Genomic DNA, 16238 nt, shown 5'->3' with positions numbered 1-16238 from the left:
ATGTCACCGCCTTCCGATGTCACCGTCTTCCGATGTCACCGTCTTCCGATGTCACCGCCTTTTGACGTCACCGAATCGTCTCTGTCCGAAAGGAATCCACTCGTGACCGCCACCCTTCTCGACCACGCGCCGGCCGGAGTCTTCGACCGTTCCCGTCGCCTGTCCGACCGTCCGCACGAACAGGTCGTCTTCTGTCAGGACGCCGCCACCGGCCTGCGCGCGATCGTCGCGATCCACTCCACCGCGCTCGGCCCCGCCCTCGGCGGCACCCGTTTCTACCCCTACGCCGACGAGGCCACCGCGCTCGAGGACGTGCTGCGCCTGTCGTGGGGCATGACCTACAAGGCCGCGGTCGCCGGGGTGAACCTCGGCGGCGGCAAGGCCGTCATCCTCGGTGACCCGGTCACGGACAAGAGCGACGCGCTGCTCGCCGCGTACGGACGGTTCGTCGAGTCCCTCGGCGGTCGCTACGTCACGGCCGCCGACGTCGGCACCGCCGCCGGTGATCTGGACGTCGTCGGCCGGCACACCCGGCACGCGGTCGGACGCACCACCGCAGCCGGCGGATCCGGGGACAGCTCGCCGCTCACCGCGCTCGGAGTGTTCCGTGCGATGCGGGCCGGCGCCGAACATGTCTGGGGCACAGCATCTCTGGACGGACGCACCGTCGGTGTCGAGGGGCTCGGGAAGGTGGGCTACGAGCTGGTGCGGCTGCTCGTCGCCGACGGGGCCGACGTGATGGTCGCCGACGTGAACCCCGGGGCCGTGGCCCGGGTGGCCGCCGACTTCCCCGTCCGCATCGCGAGCAGCGTGGTCGACGCCCCGGTGGACGTGTACGCACCGTGTGCGCTCGGTGGGACGCTCACCACGTCGACCGGCAGCGCGCTCGGGGCGCGGCTGGTGTGCGGTGCCGCGAACAATCAGCTCGCCCGCCCCGAGGTCGAGGATCTGCTCCGCGACCGGGGCATCACCTGGGTGCCGGACTATGTCGCCAACGCCGGCGGCCTGATCCAGGTCGCCGGTGAGGTCGACGGCTCCGACCCGAGCGTCGTCCGGTCCAGGGTGGACGCAATCTTCGACCGCACCGCCGAGATCTTCGCGATGTCGCGAACCCTGGGCATCGGGCCCGGCGCGGCGGCGAACCGGCTCGCCGAGCAGCGCATCGACGCGGCCTGACGGACGCGGGCGGCGTACCGTCCCGGCCGGTCGCACGGCGAACAGGGGAGGCACCACGGTGCCTCCCCTCTCGCTCGTGCACCGGGTGCGGGCGCGACCCGGAAGCGGTTGTCCCCGAGCGCCGGTGGGCCGAACGGCGACGTCCCTCAGCGACGGTCGCTCGTCGGCACGGAGCGCCCGTGCCCGGAGTCGCGGGTGAGATGTTCGAGCAGGGGCTGCGTCCGGTACGCCACGGGCGTCGTCAGGGCCAGCGTGGTGGTGGTGTGGGCGACGCCCTCGATCGCGTGGATGCGTTCGAGTTGCAGGAGCAGGTCCTCCTGCGACTGTGCCGCCATCCGGATCAGCAAGTCCTCCCGGCCCGTCGTCGCGTGCACCTCGAGTACTTCGGGGAATCGTTCGAGCTCCGCGATGACGTGCCCCATCCGCGCCTGCACGAGTTCCGCGCCGATGAACGCCTGCAGCGGCAGGCCGAGCTTCGGCAGATCGACCACCGGGCGATATCCCGTCACGGCGCCCGACTCCTCGAGCTTCCGGATCCGCGACTGGACGGTGTTGCGGGCGACGCCGAGCTTCGCTGCCAGATCGACTATGCCGGCTCGCGGATTGTGGGTGAGCTCGGCGAGGAGAGCCGCGTCGAGCCGATCGAAACTGAGCACGGTGACATCCTTTCGGTTGTGATGGGCGTCACATTTGAGCATCGTGCGTAGCTGTTGCCGAAGATGTTGACACGAAGAGTGACAGTGCCATGATTGCTGCACTGAATTGCTCACGCAATCCCTCTCTGCGGCACCACAATGCGTCGCCCATGAGGGCCGTGCCCCCGGTCGCCCACGAGGTCCGGCGGGCCCCATTCCATCCCGAGGAGCACACCATGCCCGGAGTCGGCATCTGGCGCACCAAGTCCGTCGAACAGTCCATCGCGGACACCGACGAACCCGGTTCGCGGTTGCGGCGGCAGCTGACCGCCAAGGACCTGACCGTGTTCGGCGTCGCCGTGGTGATCGGCGCCGGCATCTTCACCCTCACCGCGCGCACCGCGGGCAACGTCGCGGGCCCGTCGATCTCGCTGGCCTTCGTGCTCGCCGCGATCACGTGCGGCCTCGCGGCCCTGTGCTACGCGGAGTTCGCGTCGACCGTCCCCGTCGCCGGAAGCGCCTACACCTTCTCGTACGCGACCTTCGGTGAGTTCGCCGCCTGGATCATCGGCTGGGACCTCATCCTCGAGTTCGCGCTCGCCTCCGCCGTCGTCGCCAAGGGCTGGTCGCTGTATCTCGGCGGCATGCTCGGCGGCACCGCACACACCACGATGCACCTCGGGCCGCTCGCGGTCGACTGGGGCGCGTTGCTCATCGTCGGCGCGATCACGGTCGTGCTCGCCGTCGGCACCAAGATGTCCTCGCGTGTGTCGGCCGTCGTCACCGCCGTCAAGGTCGCCGTCGTCGTGCTGGTCATCGCGGTCGGCGTCTTCTACATCGACAAGAGCAACTACTCGCCCTACATTCCGCCGGCGGAGGGCGCGCAGGGCACCGCGAGCGGCGTGCACCAGTCGCTGTTCTCGGCGCTCACCGGGGCCGACGGCAGCAGTTACGGGTGGTACGGCCTGCTCGCCGCCGCGAGCCTGGTGTTCTTCGCCTTCATCGGCTTCGACGTGGTCGCCACCACCGCGGAGGAGACGAAGAACCCGCAGAAGTCGCTGCCGCGCGGCATCTTCGCCTCGCTCGCCATCGTCACGGTCCTCTACGTCGGCGTGACGCTGGTGCTGACCGGCATGGTGAAGTACACCGACCTGCGGACGGGCAGCGCACTCGTCGGCGACGGCAGTGCCACCCTGGCCACCGCGTTCGAGGCTCACGGCATCACGTGGGCGCAGACGGCGATCAACATCGGCGGCCTCGCCGGCCTCACCACCGTCGTGATGGTGATGATGCTCGGCCAGACTCGCGTGCTGTTCGCGATGTCCCGGGACGGGCTGATGCCGCGGCGGCTGGCCACGACGGGCCGCAAGGGCACCCCGGTACGCATCACCCTGCTGGTCGGCAGCATCGTCGCCGTCCTCGCCGCGGTGTTCCCGATGGGTGTGCTCGAGGAGATGGTCAACATCGGCACCCTGTTCGCCTTCGTGCTGGTGTGCATCGGTGTGATGGTGCTCCGCCGCACCCGCCCCGACCTGCCGCGTGGGTTCCGGGTTCCGCTCGTGCCCCTGGTGCCGATTCTCGCGGTCCTCGCGTGCGGCTGGCTGATGCTCAACCTGTCCGTCGAGACGTGGCTGCGGTTCGGGGCCTGGATGGCCCTGGGCGTGGTGGTCTACGCCGTCTACGGCCGCCGCACGTCGGTGCTCGGGCAGCGACTCCGGGCCGAGGCGGCCCGGCGGGCCGAGGCCTCGCACGCCGCCCGCGAGCCCCAGCCGGTGTAGCGCGGCCCCGGACCCGGCCCCGCGGCGACCGCTGCGGGGCCGCGACCGTGCGACGGGTCGACGCCTCGGCGGCCACCCCGGGGCCCGCCCGGCCGGGCGGATCCCGTCACCTGGTCGCGGTCGTCAGCGGGGGAGGTCGCGCTGTGCGAGGATCGCGGGTCCCATCCAGCGTCGGAGGTATCGCCGCAGGTCGTCGTCGCTCCGCGGGGGATCGTCGGGGGAGACGAAGAAGGACTGCATCGTGCGCAGCACGTACTCGACGAGCTCGCGCAGGGCCGCCTCGTCGTATCCGTAGCGCGCCCAATCGACGTCGAAGCGCTCGATCATCGTCATCCCGAATTCCTGCGCCTCGTCGGACGTGAGGCCGTCGGGACGGACGTTCGAATACGTGCCGGTGAGCAGGAGGCCCAGATGTGGCGTGCGCCGAACCTCGGAGAGGGTGTAGACGACGCCTTCCGTCATCGCGTCCACGGGGTCCGCGAGGCCGTCGATGTGCCGGGCGAGGCGATCGAGGAATCCGTCGACCGACGCGATCGCCGCGGCCCGCATCAGCGCATCCGCGCTGGGGAAGTAGCGGTAGACCGTCTGGCGGATGACACCCAGCGATTCCGCGACCTCGGCCAGGCTGATGACGGAACCCGTCCGGCCGATCAGATCGACTGCGGCGGAAACGATTCGGCGAGACGCTTCGTCGTCGTTCTCCGGGGGGCTGCCGCCCCAACCGCGTCGTCGTGCCACTGCTCGCTTCCTCGGATCGGGCCGCATCGGGACCGGCGGATCCCCCTCGGCGGGGTCCTGTCGACCGTCCGCTCGAACGACCGACGGTAGCACGGGGGTGGTACCTCGCCCGCGCCACCGACCGTGTAACACGTTCTCATCATACGTAGGCTGCGTTATATGTATGATCGCTGCGCCGGGGCTTCGGAGCCGTCGCGGGGCCGCCGGACCAGCCCATTCCCGCAAGACGAGGTGCAACGCCCGTGACCGACCTGCAGATCCGAAGAATGAACTTCGCGTTCGAGGAAGACGACGTGCCGTTCCTGTGGAACGAGGAGAACCCGGCCTTCTCGAGCATGGCGAACGCGGTCTCGTTCCTGGCGATCGGCTTCGAGAAGATGATCGTGAAGATGATCCTCCAAGCCAAGCCGCTGATCACCGACCCCGACGTCGCCGCGGAGGCGGACGCGTTCATGCGTCAGGAAGGCCAGCACTCGACGGCACACCGGCAGCATGTCAAGGCCCTGATCGTGCGGTACCCCGGGCTCCGGGAAACCCTCGACGCCGTCATCGGGGAATTCGACCGGCTCACCGCACAGACGTCGCTGAACTACCGGCTCGCCTACACCGCAGATCTCGAGGCAACCTTCACGCCGGTGTTCAAGTTGATGCTCGACAACGAGGCCACCCTGTTCCGGCCCGGCGACGACCGGGTGGCGTCGCTGTTCATCTGGCACTTCGTCGAGGAGGTCGAACACCGGAGTTCGGCGCTCGTCGTCTTCGACTCCGTCGTCGGCTCCGACATCTACCGGATGCGCGTGGCCCCCTCGGTCTTCCGTCATGTGCTGCACGTCATCCGGCTGGCCTGCCAGGGCTTCAACGACCACGTTCCGTTGGAGGATCGCGGGATCGACGCGCTGTCGATGTTCGCGTCGTACCGGCGCGCCCAGCGTCTGCGCAGATGGTTGCCCCTCCTGCGCGCGCAGGACCACGGCCCGATGCCACGCGCCTTCGACGATCTGCCGCTCGCCGAGCAACTCGTCGCACTGGCGGGAGTGGTGCGCAGCCAGTTGCCGAAGCACGATCCGGCCCACGAGAAGTTGCCGGTACTCGCGGACGTGTGGTTCCGGCGCTACGAGGACGGCTACGACGTCACGCGCTGGTACACCGCCGACGCGGTCGCATCGTAGGGAGCCGCCTCGATGACCGACCTGTGCTCACCCACCTTCGCCGAACTCGCCGCGTCCCTGGGCTTCTCGTGCCAGGAGGCCGGTGGCCTCGTCGAGGTCCGCAACCCCTCGGCCCTGGAGAACTGGACCCTTCCCGTTCTCGAGGTCACAATCGTGCTCGGCGCGGTGCTCGCGCTCGTGCTCGCCGTCGTGCGCCTGCGCCGCCACGGCGACCCCACCACTCTGGTGCTCTGGTTCGGTGCCACCGCCTACCTGTTCGTCATCGAACCTCCGCTGTACTTCCCGGCTGCCTTCGGCATCGAGGAGCACGTGGACACGATGTTCGCCCACAACGTGTTCACCGTGGAATTCCTGTGGGGCCGGCTCCCGCTGTACATCGTCGCGATCTACCCGCTGATGGCCACGCTGGCGTTCGAGATCGTCAGAATGCTGGGGGTGTTCCGCCGCCACGGAGTTCTCGTCGGGGCCGTGTGCGTGGGATTCGTGCACCACGCGTTCTACGAGATCTTCGACCATCTCGGACCCCAGTTGCGCTGGTGGCACTGGGCGGTGACGAATCCGATCAACCAACCCCTGTTCGATGCGGTCCCGCTCCCGAGCGTGGTGGTGTTCGCCGCGCTCTGGCCGATGTCGCTGGCGCTGTGCGTGCAGTTCTTCGTCGGTCGCCACGTCGACCGCGGCCGACACTTCTCCGGTCTCGAGCTGGTGTGGCGCACCGTCGTGATCGGCCTGCTGGCGTCACTGGGCACGTTCGTTCTCCCGCTCCCGGCGACCGTCCTGGGCATGGGCAGTACCACGGTCCGGGCGGTGGTCTACGCGGTGGAACTGGCCGTCGTCACCGTCGTCGGGGTCGTGGTGCTCGTTCGCCGCTGGGTGTGCCTGCGACGGGGCGAGCCGGCGGTTCCCGCGTACACGAACCGATTCGTCCAGGTCTACAGCGTGGTGTATCTCGTCGTCATGGCGTTCCTGTGGGTCACCGCGCTGCCTGAGTTCTTCCGTGCCGTCGACGGCGTGACGAGCACCGGCGACCCGGTGGGCAACCTGTGGTACGCGCTGGCGTGCTTCGTCGTCGCGGCACTGTGCGTGGCCGCCACGCTGACCGTGCCGCAGGGCACGAGCGACACCACGCCCGCCCACGCGCGGGCGCCTGCCGCATAGCGGATCCGCGTACCCCGCAGGTACGAGGGGCCGCAGACACGAGTCCACCCGCCTCGCGGAACGCAAGGCGGGTGGACTCGTGACGAACGACGTGCGGAATCGACTCAGCAGTCGTAGTACAGCTGGAACTCGTACGGGTGCGGCCGCAGGTTGACCGGGGCGATCTCCTGCTCGCGCTTGAGCGAGATCCAGGTCTCGATCAGGTCGGAGGTGAACACGCCGCCTTCGGTGAGGTACTCGTGGTCGCGCTCGAGGTTGTCGATCACGGTCGCGAGGCTGGTCGGGGCCTGCGGGATGTTCCGGGCCTCCTCCGGCGGGAGCTCGTAGAGGTCCTTGTCGACCGGCGCCATCGGCTCGATCTTGTTCTTGATGCCGTCCAGACCGGCGAGCATCTGCGCCGCGAACGACAGGTACGGGTTGCCCGAGGCGTCCGGCGCGCGGAACTCGAGGCGCTTGGCCTTCGGGTTGTTGCCGGTGATCGGGATGCGGACCGCGGCGGAGCGGTTGCGCTGGCTGTAGACCAGGTTGATCGGGGCCTCGTAGCCGGGCACGAGGCGGTGGTACGAGTTGATCGTGGGGTTGGTGAACGCCAGCAGCGACGGCGCGTGGTGCAGGATGCCGCCGATGTACCAGCGCGCCAGGTCCGACAGGCCCGCGTAACCGGCCTCGTCGTGGAACAGCGGCTTGCCTTCCTTCCACAGCGACTGGTGCACGTGCATGCCCGAGCCGTTGTCGCCGAACAGCGGCTTCGGCATGAAGGTCACCGACTTGCCGTGCTTCCACGCGGTGTTCTTGACGATGTACTTGAACAGCTGCAGGTCGTCGGCCGCGCCGAGCAGGGTGTTGAACTTGTAGTTGATCTCGGCCTGACCGGCGGTACCGACCTCGTGGTGGCCGCGCTCGAGTTCGAAGCCGGCGTTCTGCAGGTTGGTGGAGATCTCGTCGCGCAGGTCCACATAGTGGTCGTACGGCGCGACGGGGAAGTAGCCGCCCTTGGGGCGGACCTTGTAGCCGAGGTTCGGCGAGCCGTCGGCGTTGGCCTCGACGCCGGTGTTCCACGCGCCGGAGACCGAGTCGATCTCGTAGAACGCGCCGTTCATCTGCGAGTCGTAGCGGATCGAGTCGAAGATGTAGAACTCGGCCTCGGCACCGAAGAACGCGGTGTCGGCGATGCCGGTGCTGGCCAGGTACTCCTCGGCCTTACGGGCGACGTTGCGCGGGTCGCGGCTGTAGGACTCGCGAGTGAACGGGTCGTGGACGAAGAAGTTGACGTTGAGCGTCTTGGCGGCGCGGAAGGGGTCGATGCGCGCGGTGGTCACGTCCGGCAGCAGCATCATGTCCGACTCGTGGATGGACTGGAAGCCGCGGACGGAGGAACCGTCGAACGCCAGGCCGTCCTCGAACACGTCCTTGGTGAACGCAGCCGCGGGGATCGAGAAGTGCTGCTGGATGCCGGGGAGGTCGCTGAACCGGACATCGACGTACTCGACGTTTTCGTCCTCGATGTACTTGATGACCTCTTCGGCCGAGGTGAACGCCACGCTTGTGCTCCTTCAGTCAATGCGCGCCATGGGGATGGGGCGTCTGCGTCGGATACAGACCGTATTGAGCTGGTGTTGCCCGACCATCAATCCCATGTTTCACCGATGTTACAGCTCGTCTTCCGGTGTCGTGAGGACTGCATTTGTGGTAGAAGTCACCGGCGGGCACGTGGGTCGGGCCGGTCCGTCCGTTGCACCCTATCCTGGACACCATGGCACGCATGACCGGCAGCTGGCTCTCCGGACCCGCTGCGGCGATCCCCAAGGGGCAGGACAAGGCCCAGGACTACCGCGGGCAGCTGCTCGGACTACCCGCGAGCGGGCGCGGTGCGCTCGCCGGTACCGGCCGGCGCGCGAGCGCGCTGGCGATCGACTGGCTCACCTCCGTCGGCATCGCAACCGCGATCGTGGGGGAGCGGCCCTTCGAGAATCCCCAGCTGTCCACCTACACCCTGCTCGTGTGGTTCGTGGTCGGGGTGCTCACGGTGACGCTGTTCTCGTTCACGCCGGGCCAGTATCTGGTCGGCCTGCAGGTCGCCCGGGTCGACGCGCCGGTGCGGGTGGGACTGATTCGCGCCCTGGCGCGGCAGCTGCTGCTCGTGTTCATCGCGCCGGCCGTCGTCACCGACGTCGACGGCCGCGGCCTGCAGGACCGGGCGACCGGCACGGCGCTCGTGCGGTCCCGCTGACGCGTCCGTCCCCGAAACGTCGAACGGGAGCCTGCACCGGGTAGGTGCAGGCTCCCGTCGTCGGGACGGACCTCAGCGCCGGCGCATGGTGCGCTGCACGCTGCGCATCTTCGCACCGGCGGGCATCGGACCCTTCGGGAGCGCGGCGCCGGACTTCTTCGTGCTCAGGGCGGCCAGCCGGCCCTCGATCGCGTCCATCCGCTTGGTGTCGATGTTGCGCGGCAGTTTCGACAGGTGCTTCTGCAGCTGTGACAGCGGGACCTGACCCTCGTCGTTGCCGACCACGATGTCGTAGATCGGCGTGTCGCCCACGAGGCGCGCGACTCGCTTCTTCTCCTGTGCGAGAAGGGCTTTCACGCGCTGCGGGGCTCCCTCGGCCACCAGGATCACGCCCGGGCGGCCGATGACGCGGTGCACGGCGTCGAGTTGCGTGGTGCCGGCCACCGCATGCGTGACGCGCCAGGAGCCCTGCAGGTTGTCCAGCGCCCACGCCGCCGCACCGGCCTGGCCCTCGGCCTTGCCGTACACCGTCTTCTGCACCCGGCGACCGAAGATGACGAACGCGAGCAGCACGCCCACGAGCAGGCCGACCGGCAGAAGGAACCACTCGATACCGAAGATCAGCCCGATCAGGAAGAACACCAGGGTGGAGACGACGATCGCACCGATCATCCACGGCAGCAGCAGCTTGTCTTCCTTGCGCTGCAGCTGGAACGCCTGCCAGAGCTGGGTTCGCCGCTCCTTCGACGCCTGCTTGCGCGCGGCCTTCGCTGCGGCCTTCGCTTCCTTGTCGGGTTTGCTGCCTCTCGCCATAGCACCCAGGATACTTTCCCCGCGGTGTCCTTCTCGCCACCGCGGGTCCGGTGCGGCTACGAGGTCAGACGCGCCAGCACGGAGCTGGCTTCCTGGGCCGCCGTGCCCCCCTCGGCCAGGTGCGCCTGTGCGGCGGGCAGCTCGCGGCCGTGGTGTGCCATCGCCTGCGCGTACAGGCGCCCCGCGCGGTACGACGACCGGACCAGCGGCCCGGCCATCACGCCGGCGAATCCGATCTCCTCGGCGGTCTTCGAGTGCGCCACGAACTCCTCGGGCTTGACCCAGCGCTCGACGGGATGGTGCCGCGGCGACGGGCGCAGGTACTGGGTGATGGTGACGATGTCGCAGCCGGCGGCGTGCAGGTCGTGCAGCGCCTCGGTGACCTCCTCCGGCGTCTCGCCCATGCCGAGGATCAGATTGGACTTGGTCACCAGCCCGAACTCGCGGGCCCCGGTGATCACGTCCAGCGACCGCTGGTAGCGGAACGCCGGGCGGATGCGCTTGAAGATCCGGGGCACGGTCTCGACATTGTGCGCGAGCACCTCGGGACGTGATTCGAAGACCTCGGTGAGCAGCTCCGGCTTGCCGTTGAAGTCGGGGATGAGATTCTCGACGCCGGTGCCCGGGTTGAGCTCGTGGATCTGCCGCACGGTCTCGGCGTAGAGCCACGCACCGCCGTCGGGCAGGTCGTCGCGGGCGACACCGGTGATCGTGGAGTACCGCAGGCCCATGGCCTGCACGGACTCGGCGACCCGGCGCGGCTCGTCGCGGTCGAGCTCGGCGGGCTTACCGGTGTCGATCTGACAGAAATCGCATCGACGGGTGCACTGCTCGCCACCGATGAGGAACGTCGCCTCCCGATCCTCCCAGCATTCGTAGATGTTGGGACAACCGGCCTCCTCGCAGACCGTGTGCAGGCCTTCGCGCCGCACCAGTCCCTTCAGCTCGGAGTACTCCGGGCCCATCTTCGCCCGGGTCCTGATCCAGTTCGGCTTACGTTCGATCGGCGTCTGTGCGTTTCGGGTCTCGATCCGCAGCAGCTTGCGTCCTTCTGGGGCCACAGTCACGGACCCGATCCTACGCCCGACGGTACGGACCGGGCTCACCCCGGGGCGGGCCCCCGGAGGCGCCGCTCAGCCGTACCGCACCGTGGTGAACTCCGGGCGCGGGGTCTGCGGCGGCTCGGCACCGACAGCCTGTTCGAACGTCACCCGTTCGATGTCGTGGTCCGTCACCGGCAGGCGGCCGTCGAGCGCGTCGATCACCGCCGCCGTCACCGCCGGCATCACCTCGGCGACGGTGACGTCCCGGCCGAGCTCACCGGTGAGCGAGGTGACGCCCGCGTCGCGGATGCCGCACGGCACGATCGAGTCGAACGCGTCCAGGGTGGCGTCGCAGTTGAGGGAGAACCCGTGCATCGTCACCCCGCGCTGCACCCGCACCCCGATCGCGGCGACCTTGCGCTCGGGCAGCCAGTGCCCGTCGCGCAGCTCGGCCGGCAGCCACACCCCCGAGCGGCCCTCCACGCGGCCGCACGTGAGCCCGAGGTCGGTACAGACCTCGATCAGTGCCTGCTCGAGACGTCGCACGTAGCCGACGACGTCGATGGGTTCGCCGAGCCGGATGATCGGGTAGCCCACCAGCTGTCCGGGTCCGTGCCAGGTGATCTTGCCGCCGCGGTCGACGTCGATCACCGGCGTGCCGTCCGTGGGGCGGTCCTCCGGGTCGGTGCGCTTGCCGGCGGTGTACACGGGCGGATGCTCGAGCAGCAGCAGGGTGTCGACACCGCGGCCCTCGGCCCGGTCGGCGGCGATCTCCCGTTGCCGCTCCCACGCTTCCAGATAACCGATCAGCCCCAGATGCGCCACCGCGACGGGTTCGGAATCGAAACGGGCGGAGGAAGATGCGCTGCTCATAGTCCTCGACCCTACGCCGTCGGAGAGCCGTCGCGAAGAGGTGGCTTCAGGTTCCGAGCGCGTGTGCCAGGGCGGCTCCGATCGTCGGATACCGGAACTCGAAGCCCGCCGACTCGAGCACCGCCGGCAACGCGCGCTGCCCGGTGAGCACCAGGGCGTGCGCCATCTCCCCGACGACCGCGCCGACCACGAATCCGGGCGTCGTCCACGGCGCCGGGCGGTGCACCGAATGCGCCAGCGCCTCCGTGAACCGGGCGTTGGTCACGGGAGCGGGGCCGGTGACGTCGACCGGACCGGCGATATCGCCGCGGCCGAGGACGAAGCCCAGCGCCGCCACCACGTCCTCGAGCGCCACCCACGACATGTACTGCCGGCCGTCACCGAGCCGGGAACCGAGGCCGAGCCGGAAGAGCGGATGGAGGCGGCGCAGGATGCCGCCGTGCGGGCTGAGAACGATCCCGACGCGGAGGACGATCGTGCGCACCCCGGCGACGCGTGCGGGCGCGGTGGCGGCCTCCCAGTCGCGGCACAGGTCCGCGACGAACCCCCGCCCGGCGGGGCTGCGTTCGTCCACCACGTCCTCGCCGGTGTTCCCGTAGACGCCGACGGCGCCCGCATTGACCAGCGTCGGAACCCCGGCGGAGGCGGCGGCGGTGGCGAGGACGTCGGTCGGGACGATCCGGCTGTCGCGCAGTTCCTGCTTGACCGCGCCGGACCAGCGACGCTCGTCCATTCTCGAGCCGCACAGATTCACCACGGCGTCGACGCGGTCGAGCGCCGCGGGATCGACCCGGCCCGTCGGCGGGTCCCAGAACCATTCGTCCGGCGCTGCCGGCGGACGGCGGACGAGGCGACGCACCTCGTGCTCGTGCGCCCGCAACCATGCCACCGAGGCCGTTCCGATCAGCCCCGACGAGCCCGCCACGAGGATGCGCATGCCGGTGATTGTCCCGCATTCGCAGAGGCCGGGACGCGGAAGCGGGGGCCTCGTCGGTGTGACGATGCCCCCGCTTCCCGGTCCGGTGAGTGCCGGGCTACACCCGGTGGATCACAGGCCCAGATCGGCGTCGAACGCCGCTTCCTCGAGACGGTGCTTGATCGTGGTGAGGAACCGGCCCGCGTCCGCACCGTCGATCAGGCGGTGATCGTAGGTCAGCGGCAGGTAGCACATCGACCGGACACCGATCGACTCGTTGCCCACCTCGTCGGTGACGACCACCGGTCGCTTGACGATCGCGCCGGTGCCCAGCATCGCCGCCTGCGGCGGCACCAGGATCGGCGTGTCGAACAGGGCGCCCTGGCTGCCGATGTTCGTGATCGTGAAGGTGCCGCCGGCCAGCTCGTCCGGCTTCAGGCCACCGCTGCGCGCCCGCTTGGCGATGTCCGCGATCGCGCGGGCCAGGCCGGCCAGCGACAGGTCGCCGGCGTTGTGGATCACCGGGGAGAGCAGACCCTGCTCGGTGTCCACGGCGATGCCGAGGTGCTCGGCGGCGTGGTAGGTGATCTCCTTCTTGTCCTCGTCGTAGGAGGCGTTGATGTTCGGATGCGCCTTGAGGGCCTCGACGACGGCCTTTGCGAAGAAGGGCAGGAAGGTGAGGTTGACGCCCTCACGTTCGGCGAAGGTCGCCTTCGCCTGCGACCGCAGATGCGCGATCTTGGTGACATCGACCTCGAAGGTCTGGGTGAGCTGTGCGGTGGTCTGCAGGGACTCGCGCGTCTTGATCGCGGTGATCTGGCGGATCCGGTTGACCTTCTGCGTGGTGCCGCGCAGGTGGGCGAGCTCGGGCCGGACGCCGGCGGTCGTGGCCGGAGCGGCGGCCGGAGCCTTGGCGGCGGGAGCCTTCGGGGCCTCGGCAGCGGGGGCCTTCGCGGCCTCGGCGGCGGCGAGCACGTCCTGCTTGCGGATGCGTCCGCCGACTCCGGTGCCGGACACCTTCGACAGGTCGACGTCGTGCTCGGCGGCGAGCTTGCGGACGAGGGGCGTGACATACGGCGTGGCGCCACCCGGGGTCTCCGCGGCAGCGGGCGCCGGGGCGGGCGCCGGAGCGGCCTGCTTCGCGGGCTCCGGGGCGGGCTGCTTCGCGGGCTCGGGGGCCGCCTGCTTCGCCGGCTCGGGCTCGGGCTCGGGCTTCGGTTCCGGCTTCGGTTCCGGCTTCGGTTCCGGCTTCGACGGCGCCGCGGCCGGGGTTCCCGACCCGATCACCGCGAGCTGTCCGCCGACCTCGACGGTCTCGTCCTCGTCGGCGTTGATCTCGAGGAGCACACCGGCCACGGGGGACGGGATCTCCGTGTCGACCTTGTCCGTGGACACCTCGAGCAGGGGCTCGTCTACCGCGACCTCGTCTCCGACAGACTTCAGCCACCGGGTGACGGTGCCTTCGGTCACGGACTCACCGAGCGCCGGCATGGTGACCGGGGTGCCTTCGGCGGAGCCGGTGTCGGAACCGGACGAAGCCGGCGCCGGCTCGGGCTCGGGCTCGGGTTCGGGCTCGGGGGTGGACTGCTCCTCGGGCGCCGCCTCCTCCGACGGGGCGGCAGTGGGAGCGGTCGACGATCCTCCGTCGTCGGCGGAGTCACCGATCACCGCCAGCTCACCGCCGATCTCGATCGTCTCGTCCTCCTGGGCGACGATCTTCACCAGCACACCGGCCGCGGGCGAGGGGATCTCGGTGTCGACCTTGTCCGTGGAAACTTCGAGCAGCGGCTCGTCGACTTCGACCGTGTCTCCTTCCTGCTTGAGCCATCGCGTGACAGTTCCCTCGGTGACGCTCTCACCAAGCGCTGGCATCTGGACGGAGAAGGCCATGTCTGTTGACTCCTCGACGGTTGTATTCGGGTGTGTTGAGTTGTGCCGACCGATGGTCGCGGACCATTGTGTGGTCGCTGACCATTGTGCTCGAGGCCACGGTCTCGTGCGGTGTCTTGCGGTGTTCGGTTGAGACCACACCCGATGCCGGGTATGACCTCGACCATCCTTGCACTGATCCCTCGGCGGCGTTCGACGAGGGTTGGGTCGCGTGCGCCCGCGCGTCCCCGCAACCCGGCAGGGACGCGCGGGACGGATCACCCGTTGTTCGCGATGTCCTCGATGACGGCGATGAGGGTGCGCACCGGGACGCCGGTGCCGCCCTTGCCGACATAGCCGAACGGGCTCCCGGTGTTGAAGGCCGGCCCGGCGATGTCGATGTGGGCCCACTGCACACCCTCGGCGACGAACTCCTTCAGGTACAGGCCGGCGGCGAGCATCCCGCCCCAGCGATGCGGCGTGACGTTGGCCAGGTCGGCGACCCGGGACTTCAGGTCCGCGCGCAGTTCGGCCGGCAGCGGCATCGCCCACCCGTTCTCCCCCACCTCCTGCGAGAGCCGGGCGACGCGGTCCCGGAACTCGTCGGTGCCCATGACGCCGGGCGTCCGCGTCCCCAGCGCGACCATCTGCGCGCCGGTGAGCGTCGCGGTGTCGATCAGGTAGTCGGGCTCGTCCTCGCAGGCGCGGACGATGGCGTCGGCCAGGATGAGACGGCCCTCGGCGTCCGTGTTGATCACCTCGACGGTGGTGCCGCCGTACTGGGTCAGCACGTCGCCGGGTCGCTGTGCCGTCGCGGACGGCATGTTCTCGGCCATCGGTACCGTCGCGGTCACGTCCGCCGCCACGCCGAGCTTCGCGGCGAGCACGACCGTCGCGACCACCGCCGCCGCACCCCCCATGTCGGACGTCATGTTCTCCATCCCGGCGGCCGGCTTGATGGAGATGCCGCCGGTGTCGAACGTGATGCCCTTGCCGACGAGCGCGACCTTCGGAGCCTTCCGCTTCTTCGCCGAGTAGCTCAGGCGCACGAGCCGCGGCGGACGCGACGATCCCTTGCCGACCCCGACGATGCCGCCGTAACCCTGCTGCTCGAGCGCCTTCTCGTCCAGCACCTCGACCTTCAACCCGGCGGCGGTGCCGAGCGCCTTCGCGCGCTCGGCGAACTCGGCCGGGAACAGGTGACTCGGCGGGGTGTCGACGAACCGGCGGGCGGTGGCGACCGCCTCGGCGACGGCGACCGACCGGGCCAGCTCCGCCTTGGCCTCTCGGGCGCGGGGCGACGAGACGAGCAGTTCGATCCGGGCCGGCGGCTGCGCGTCGCCGGCGTTCGACTTGGTGGTGCGGAACTCGGTGAACGTGTAGGCGCCGAGCGCGAAGCCCTCTGCGGTTGCGCCGAGATCCACGGCGGACAGGGTCGTCGCGACCACGGGGACGCCGGCGAGGGCGCGCGCCGCAGCGCCGGCGGAGCGGCGCACCTGCTCGGCGTCGAGCTTGTCGGCGGCGCCGAGCCCGACGGCGAGGACGCTGGTGACCGGCAGGGCGGCGGGCGCGGGGATCCGGGTGACCTCCTCGGCTCTGCCCTCGGCGCCGACGGACTGCAGGGCGTCGAGCAGTCCGCCGAGGACGTCCTCGTCCACCAGGCCGTCGCCGAGCAGGGCCTCGGGGCCGCCATCGCCGGCGGTCAGCCCGACGACGAGGACGTCCGCGCGCTTGGACACGCTTCCGGCGAGAACGAGTTCGGGAAGGGTGGGCGAAAGGGCACTCACAGGCGTCTCCTAGGGGGGAAGGGGGTCGTGGCACCGATGCTAGTGATCTCGGG

14 protein-coding genes are annotated in these 16238 nt (G+C 69.7%); 5 read left to right on the top strand and 9 right to left on the bottom strand.

From position 1 onward, the window contains the following. The first annotated feature begins 102 nt into the window (after positions 1-102). Entirely contained in the window at positions 103-1176 is a 1074-nt protein-coding gene (locus tag F1734_RS16335; protein WP_010594317.1) for a Leu/Phe/Val dehydrogenase, read from the top strand. Between the two features lie 146 nt (positions 1177-1322). On the opposite strand, the gene F1734_RS16330 is transcribed toward F1734_RS16335, so the two are convergent. Further along, on the bottom strand, positions 1323-1832 hold the full coding sequence (locus F1734_RS16330) for an Lrp/AsnC family transcriptional regulator (protein WP_010594318.1): 510 nt from the start codon (positions 1830-1832) through the stop codon (positions 1323-1325). A gap of 215 nt (positions 1833-2047) precedes the next feature. Here F1734_RS16330 and F1734_RS16325 point away from each other — a divergent pair, with 215 nt between their 5' ends. Beyond that, the gene (locus tag F1734_RS16325) at positions 2048-3589 is read left to right on the top strand and encodes an amino acid permease (protein ID WP_010594319.1); all 1542 of its coding nucleotides are present in this window, start codon (positions 2048-2050) and stop codon (positions 3587-3589) included. Positions 3590-3712: 123 nt separating this feature from the next. On the opposite strand, the gene F1734_RS16320 is transcribed toward F1734_RS16325, so the two are convergent. Beyond that, positions 3713-4327, bottom strand: coding sequence for a TetR/AcrR family transcriptional regulator (locus F1734_RS16320; RefSeq protein ID WP_040275251.1), 615 nt, complete (start codon positions 4325-4327; stop codon positions 3713-3715). A gap of 242 nt (positions 4328-4569) precedes the next feature. On the opposite strand from F1734_RS16320, the gene F1734_RS16315 reads away from it, so the two are divergent. Together F1734_RS16315 and F1734_RS16310 are read left to right on the top strand one after the other, a co-directional pair. After that, positions 4570-5496 carry a metal-dependent hydrolase gene (locus tag F1734_RS16315; protein WP_059174729.1) on the top strand — a complete coding sequence of 309 codons (927 nt, stop codon included), beginning with the start codon at positions 4570-4572 and terminating at the stop codon, positions 5494-5496. A gap of 12 nt (positions 5497-5508) precedes the next feature. After that, the gene (locus tag F1734_RS16310; protein ID WP_017680359.1) at positions 5509-6654 is read left to right on the top strand and encodes a hypothetical protein; all 1146 of its coding nucleotides are present in this window, start codon (positions 5509-5511) and stop codon (positions 6652-6654) included. A 104-nt stretch (positions 6655-6758) separates the two neighbouring features. On the opposite strand, the gene glnA is transcribed toward F1734_RS16310, so the two are convergent. Continuing rightward, positions 6759-8195, bottom strand: coding sequence for a type I glutamate--ammonia ligase (gene glnA / locus F1734_RS16305; protein WP_010594323.1), 1437 nt, complete (start codon positions 8193-8195; stop codon positions 6759-6761). Between the two features lie 212 nt (positions 8196-8407). Between glnA and F1734_RS16300 the strand changes: the two genes are divergently transcribed. After that, a complete protein-coding gene (locus F1734_RS16300; RefSeq protein WP_026137663.1) occupies positions 8408-8884 on the top strand; it encodes an RDD family protein in 477 nt (158 codons plus the stop codon). Between the two features lie 72 nt (positions 8885-8956). Here F1734_RS16300 and F1734_RS16295 read toward each other — a convergent pair whose 3' ends face one another. The 6 genes from F1734_RS16295 to F1734_RS16270 form a co-directional block, all read right to left on the bottom strand. Continuing rightward, the gene (locus F1734_RS16295) at positions 8957-9697 is read right to left on the bottom strand and encodes a DUF4191 domain-containing protein (protein ID WP_010594325.1); all 741 of its coding nucleotides are present in this window, start codon (positions 9695-9697) and stop codon (positions 8957-8959) included. A 56-nt stretch (positions 9698-9753) separates the two neighbouring features. Further along, positions 9754-10764 carry a lipoyl synthase gene (lipA, locus tag F1734_RS16290; protein ID WP_010594326.1) on the bottom strand — a complete coding sequence of 337 codons (1011 nt, stop codon included), beginning with the start codon at positions 10762-10764 and terminating at the stop codon, positions 9754-9756. A 66-nt stretch (positions 10765-10830) separates the two neighbouring features. Then, positions 10831-11613 (bottom strand): lipoyl(octanoyl) transferase LipB, encoded by a 783-nt coding sequence (lipB, locus tag F1734_RS16285; protein WP_017680361.1) that lies wholly within the window; start codon positions 11611-11613, stop codon positions 10831-10833. 46 nt (positions 11614-11659) lie between these two features. Continuing rightward, positions 11660-12550 carry a TIGR01777 family oxidoreductase gene (locus F1734_RS16280; protein WP_010594328.1) on the bottom strand — a complete coding sequence of 297 codons (891 nt, stop codon included), beginning with the start codon at positions 12548-12550 and terminating at the stop codon, positions 11660-11662. Positions 12551-12661: 111 nt separating this feature from the next. Next, positions 12662-14419 (bottom strand): 2-oxoglutarate dehydrogenase, E2 component, dihydrolipoamide succinyltransferase, encoded by a 1758-nt coding sequence (gene sucB / locus F1734_RS16275; protein ID WP_040275253.1) that lies wholly within the window; start codon positions 14417-14419, stop codon positions 12662-12664. A gap of 257 nt (positions 14420-14676) precedes the next feature. Further along, positions 14677-16185, bottom strand: a complete 1509-nt coding sequence (locus tag F1734_RS16270; protein WP_064066134.1) for a leucyl aminopeptidase — start codon at positions 16183-16185, stop codon at positions 14677-14679. Between the last annotated feature and the right edge of the window lie 53 nt (positions 16186-16238).

It is taken from the genome of Rhodococcus ruber, assembly GCF_016804345.1.
GTDB classification, from domain to species: domain Bacteria; phylum Actinomycetota; class Actinomycetes; order Mycobacteriales; family Mycobacteriaceae; genus Rhodococcus; species Rhodococcus ruber.
This window is presented reverse-complemented; position numbering and strand designations above follow the sequence as displayed.

Excerpts from the sequence above, each read along its gene's own strand:
- F1734_RS16325 (WP_010594319.1), top strand. The coding sequence starts at position 2,048 with ATGCCCGGAGTCGGCATCTGGCGCACCAAGTCCGTCGAACAGTCCATC.
- lipB (WP_017680361.1), bottom strand. The coding sequence starts at position 11,613 with ATGAGCAGCGCATCTTCCTCCGCCCGTTTCGATTCCGAACCCGTCGCG.
- sucB (WP_040275253.1), bottom strand. The coding sequence starts at position 14,419 with ATGGCCTTCTCCGTCCAGATGCCAGCGCTTGGTGAGAGCGTCACCGAG.
- F1734_RS16295 (WP_010594325.1), bottom strand. The coding sequence starts at position 9,697 with ATGGCGAGAGGCAGCAAACCCGACAAGGAAGCGAAGGCCGCAGCGAAG.
- F1734_RS16280 (WP_010594328.1), bottom strand. The coding sequence starts at position 12,550 with ATGCGCATCCTCGTGGCGGGCTCGTCGGGGCTGATCGGAACGGCCTCG.
- F1734_RS16310 (WP_017680359.1), top strand. The coding sequence starts at position 5,509 with ATGACCGACCTGTGCTCACCCACCTTCGCCGAACTCGCCGCGTCCCTG.
- F1734_RS16300 (WP_026137663.1), top strand. The coding sequence starts at position 8,408 with ATGGCACGCATGACCGGCAGCTGGCTCTCCGGACCCGCTGCGGCGATC.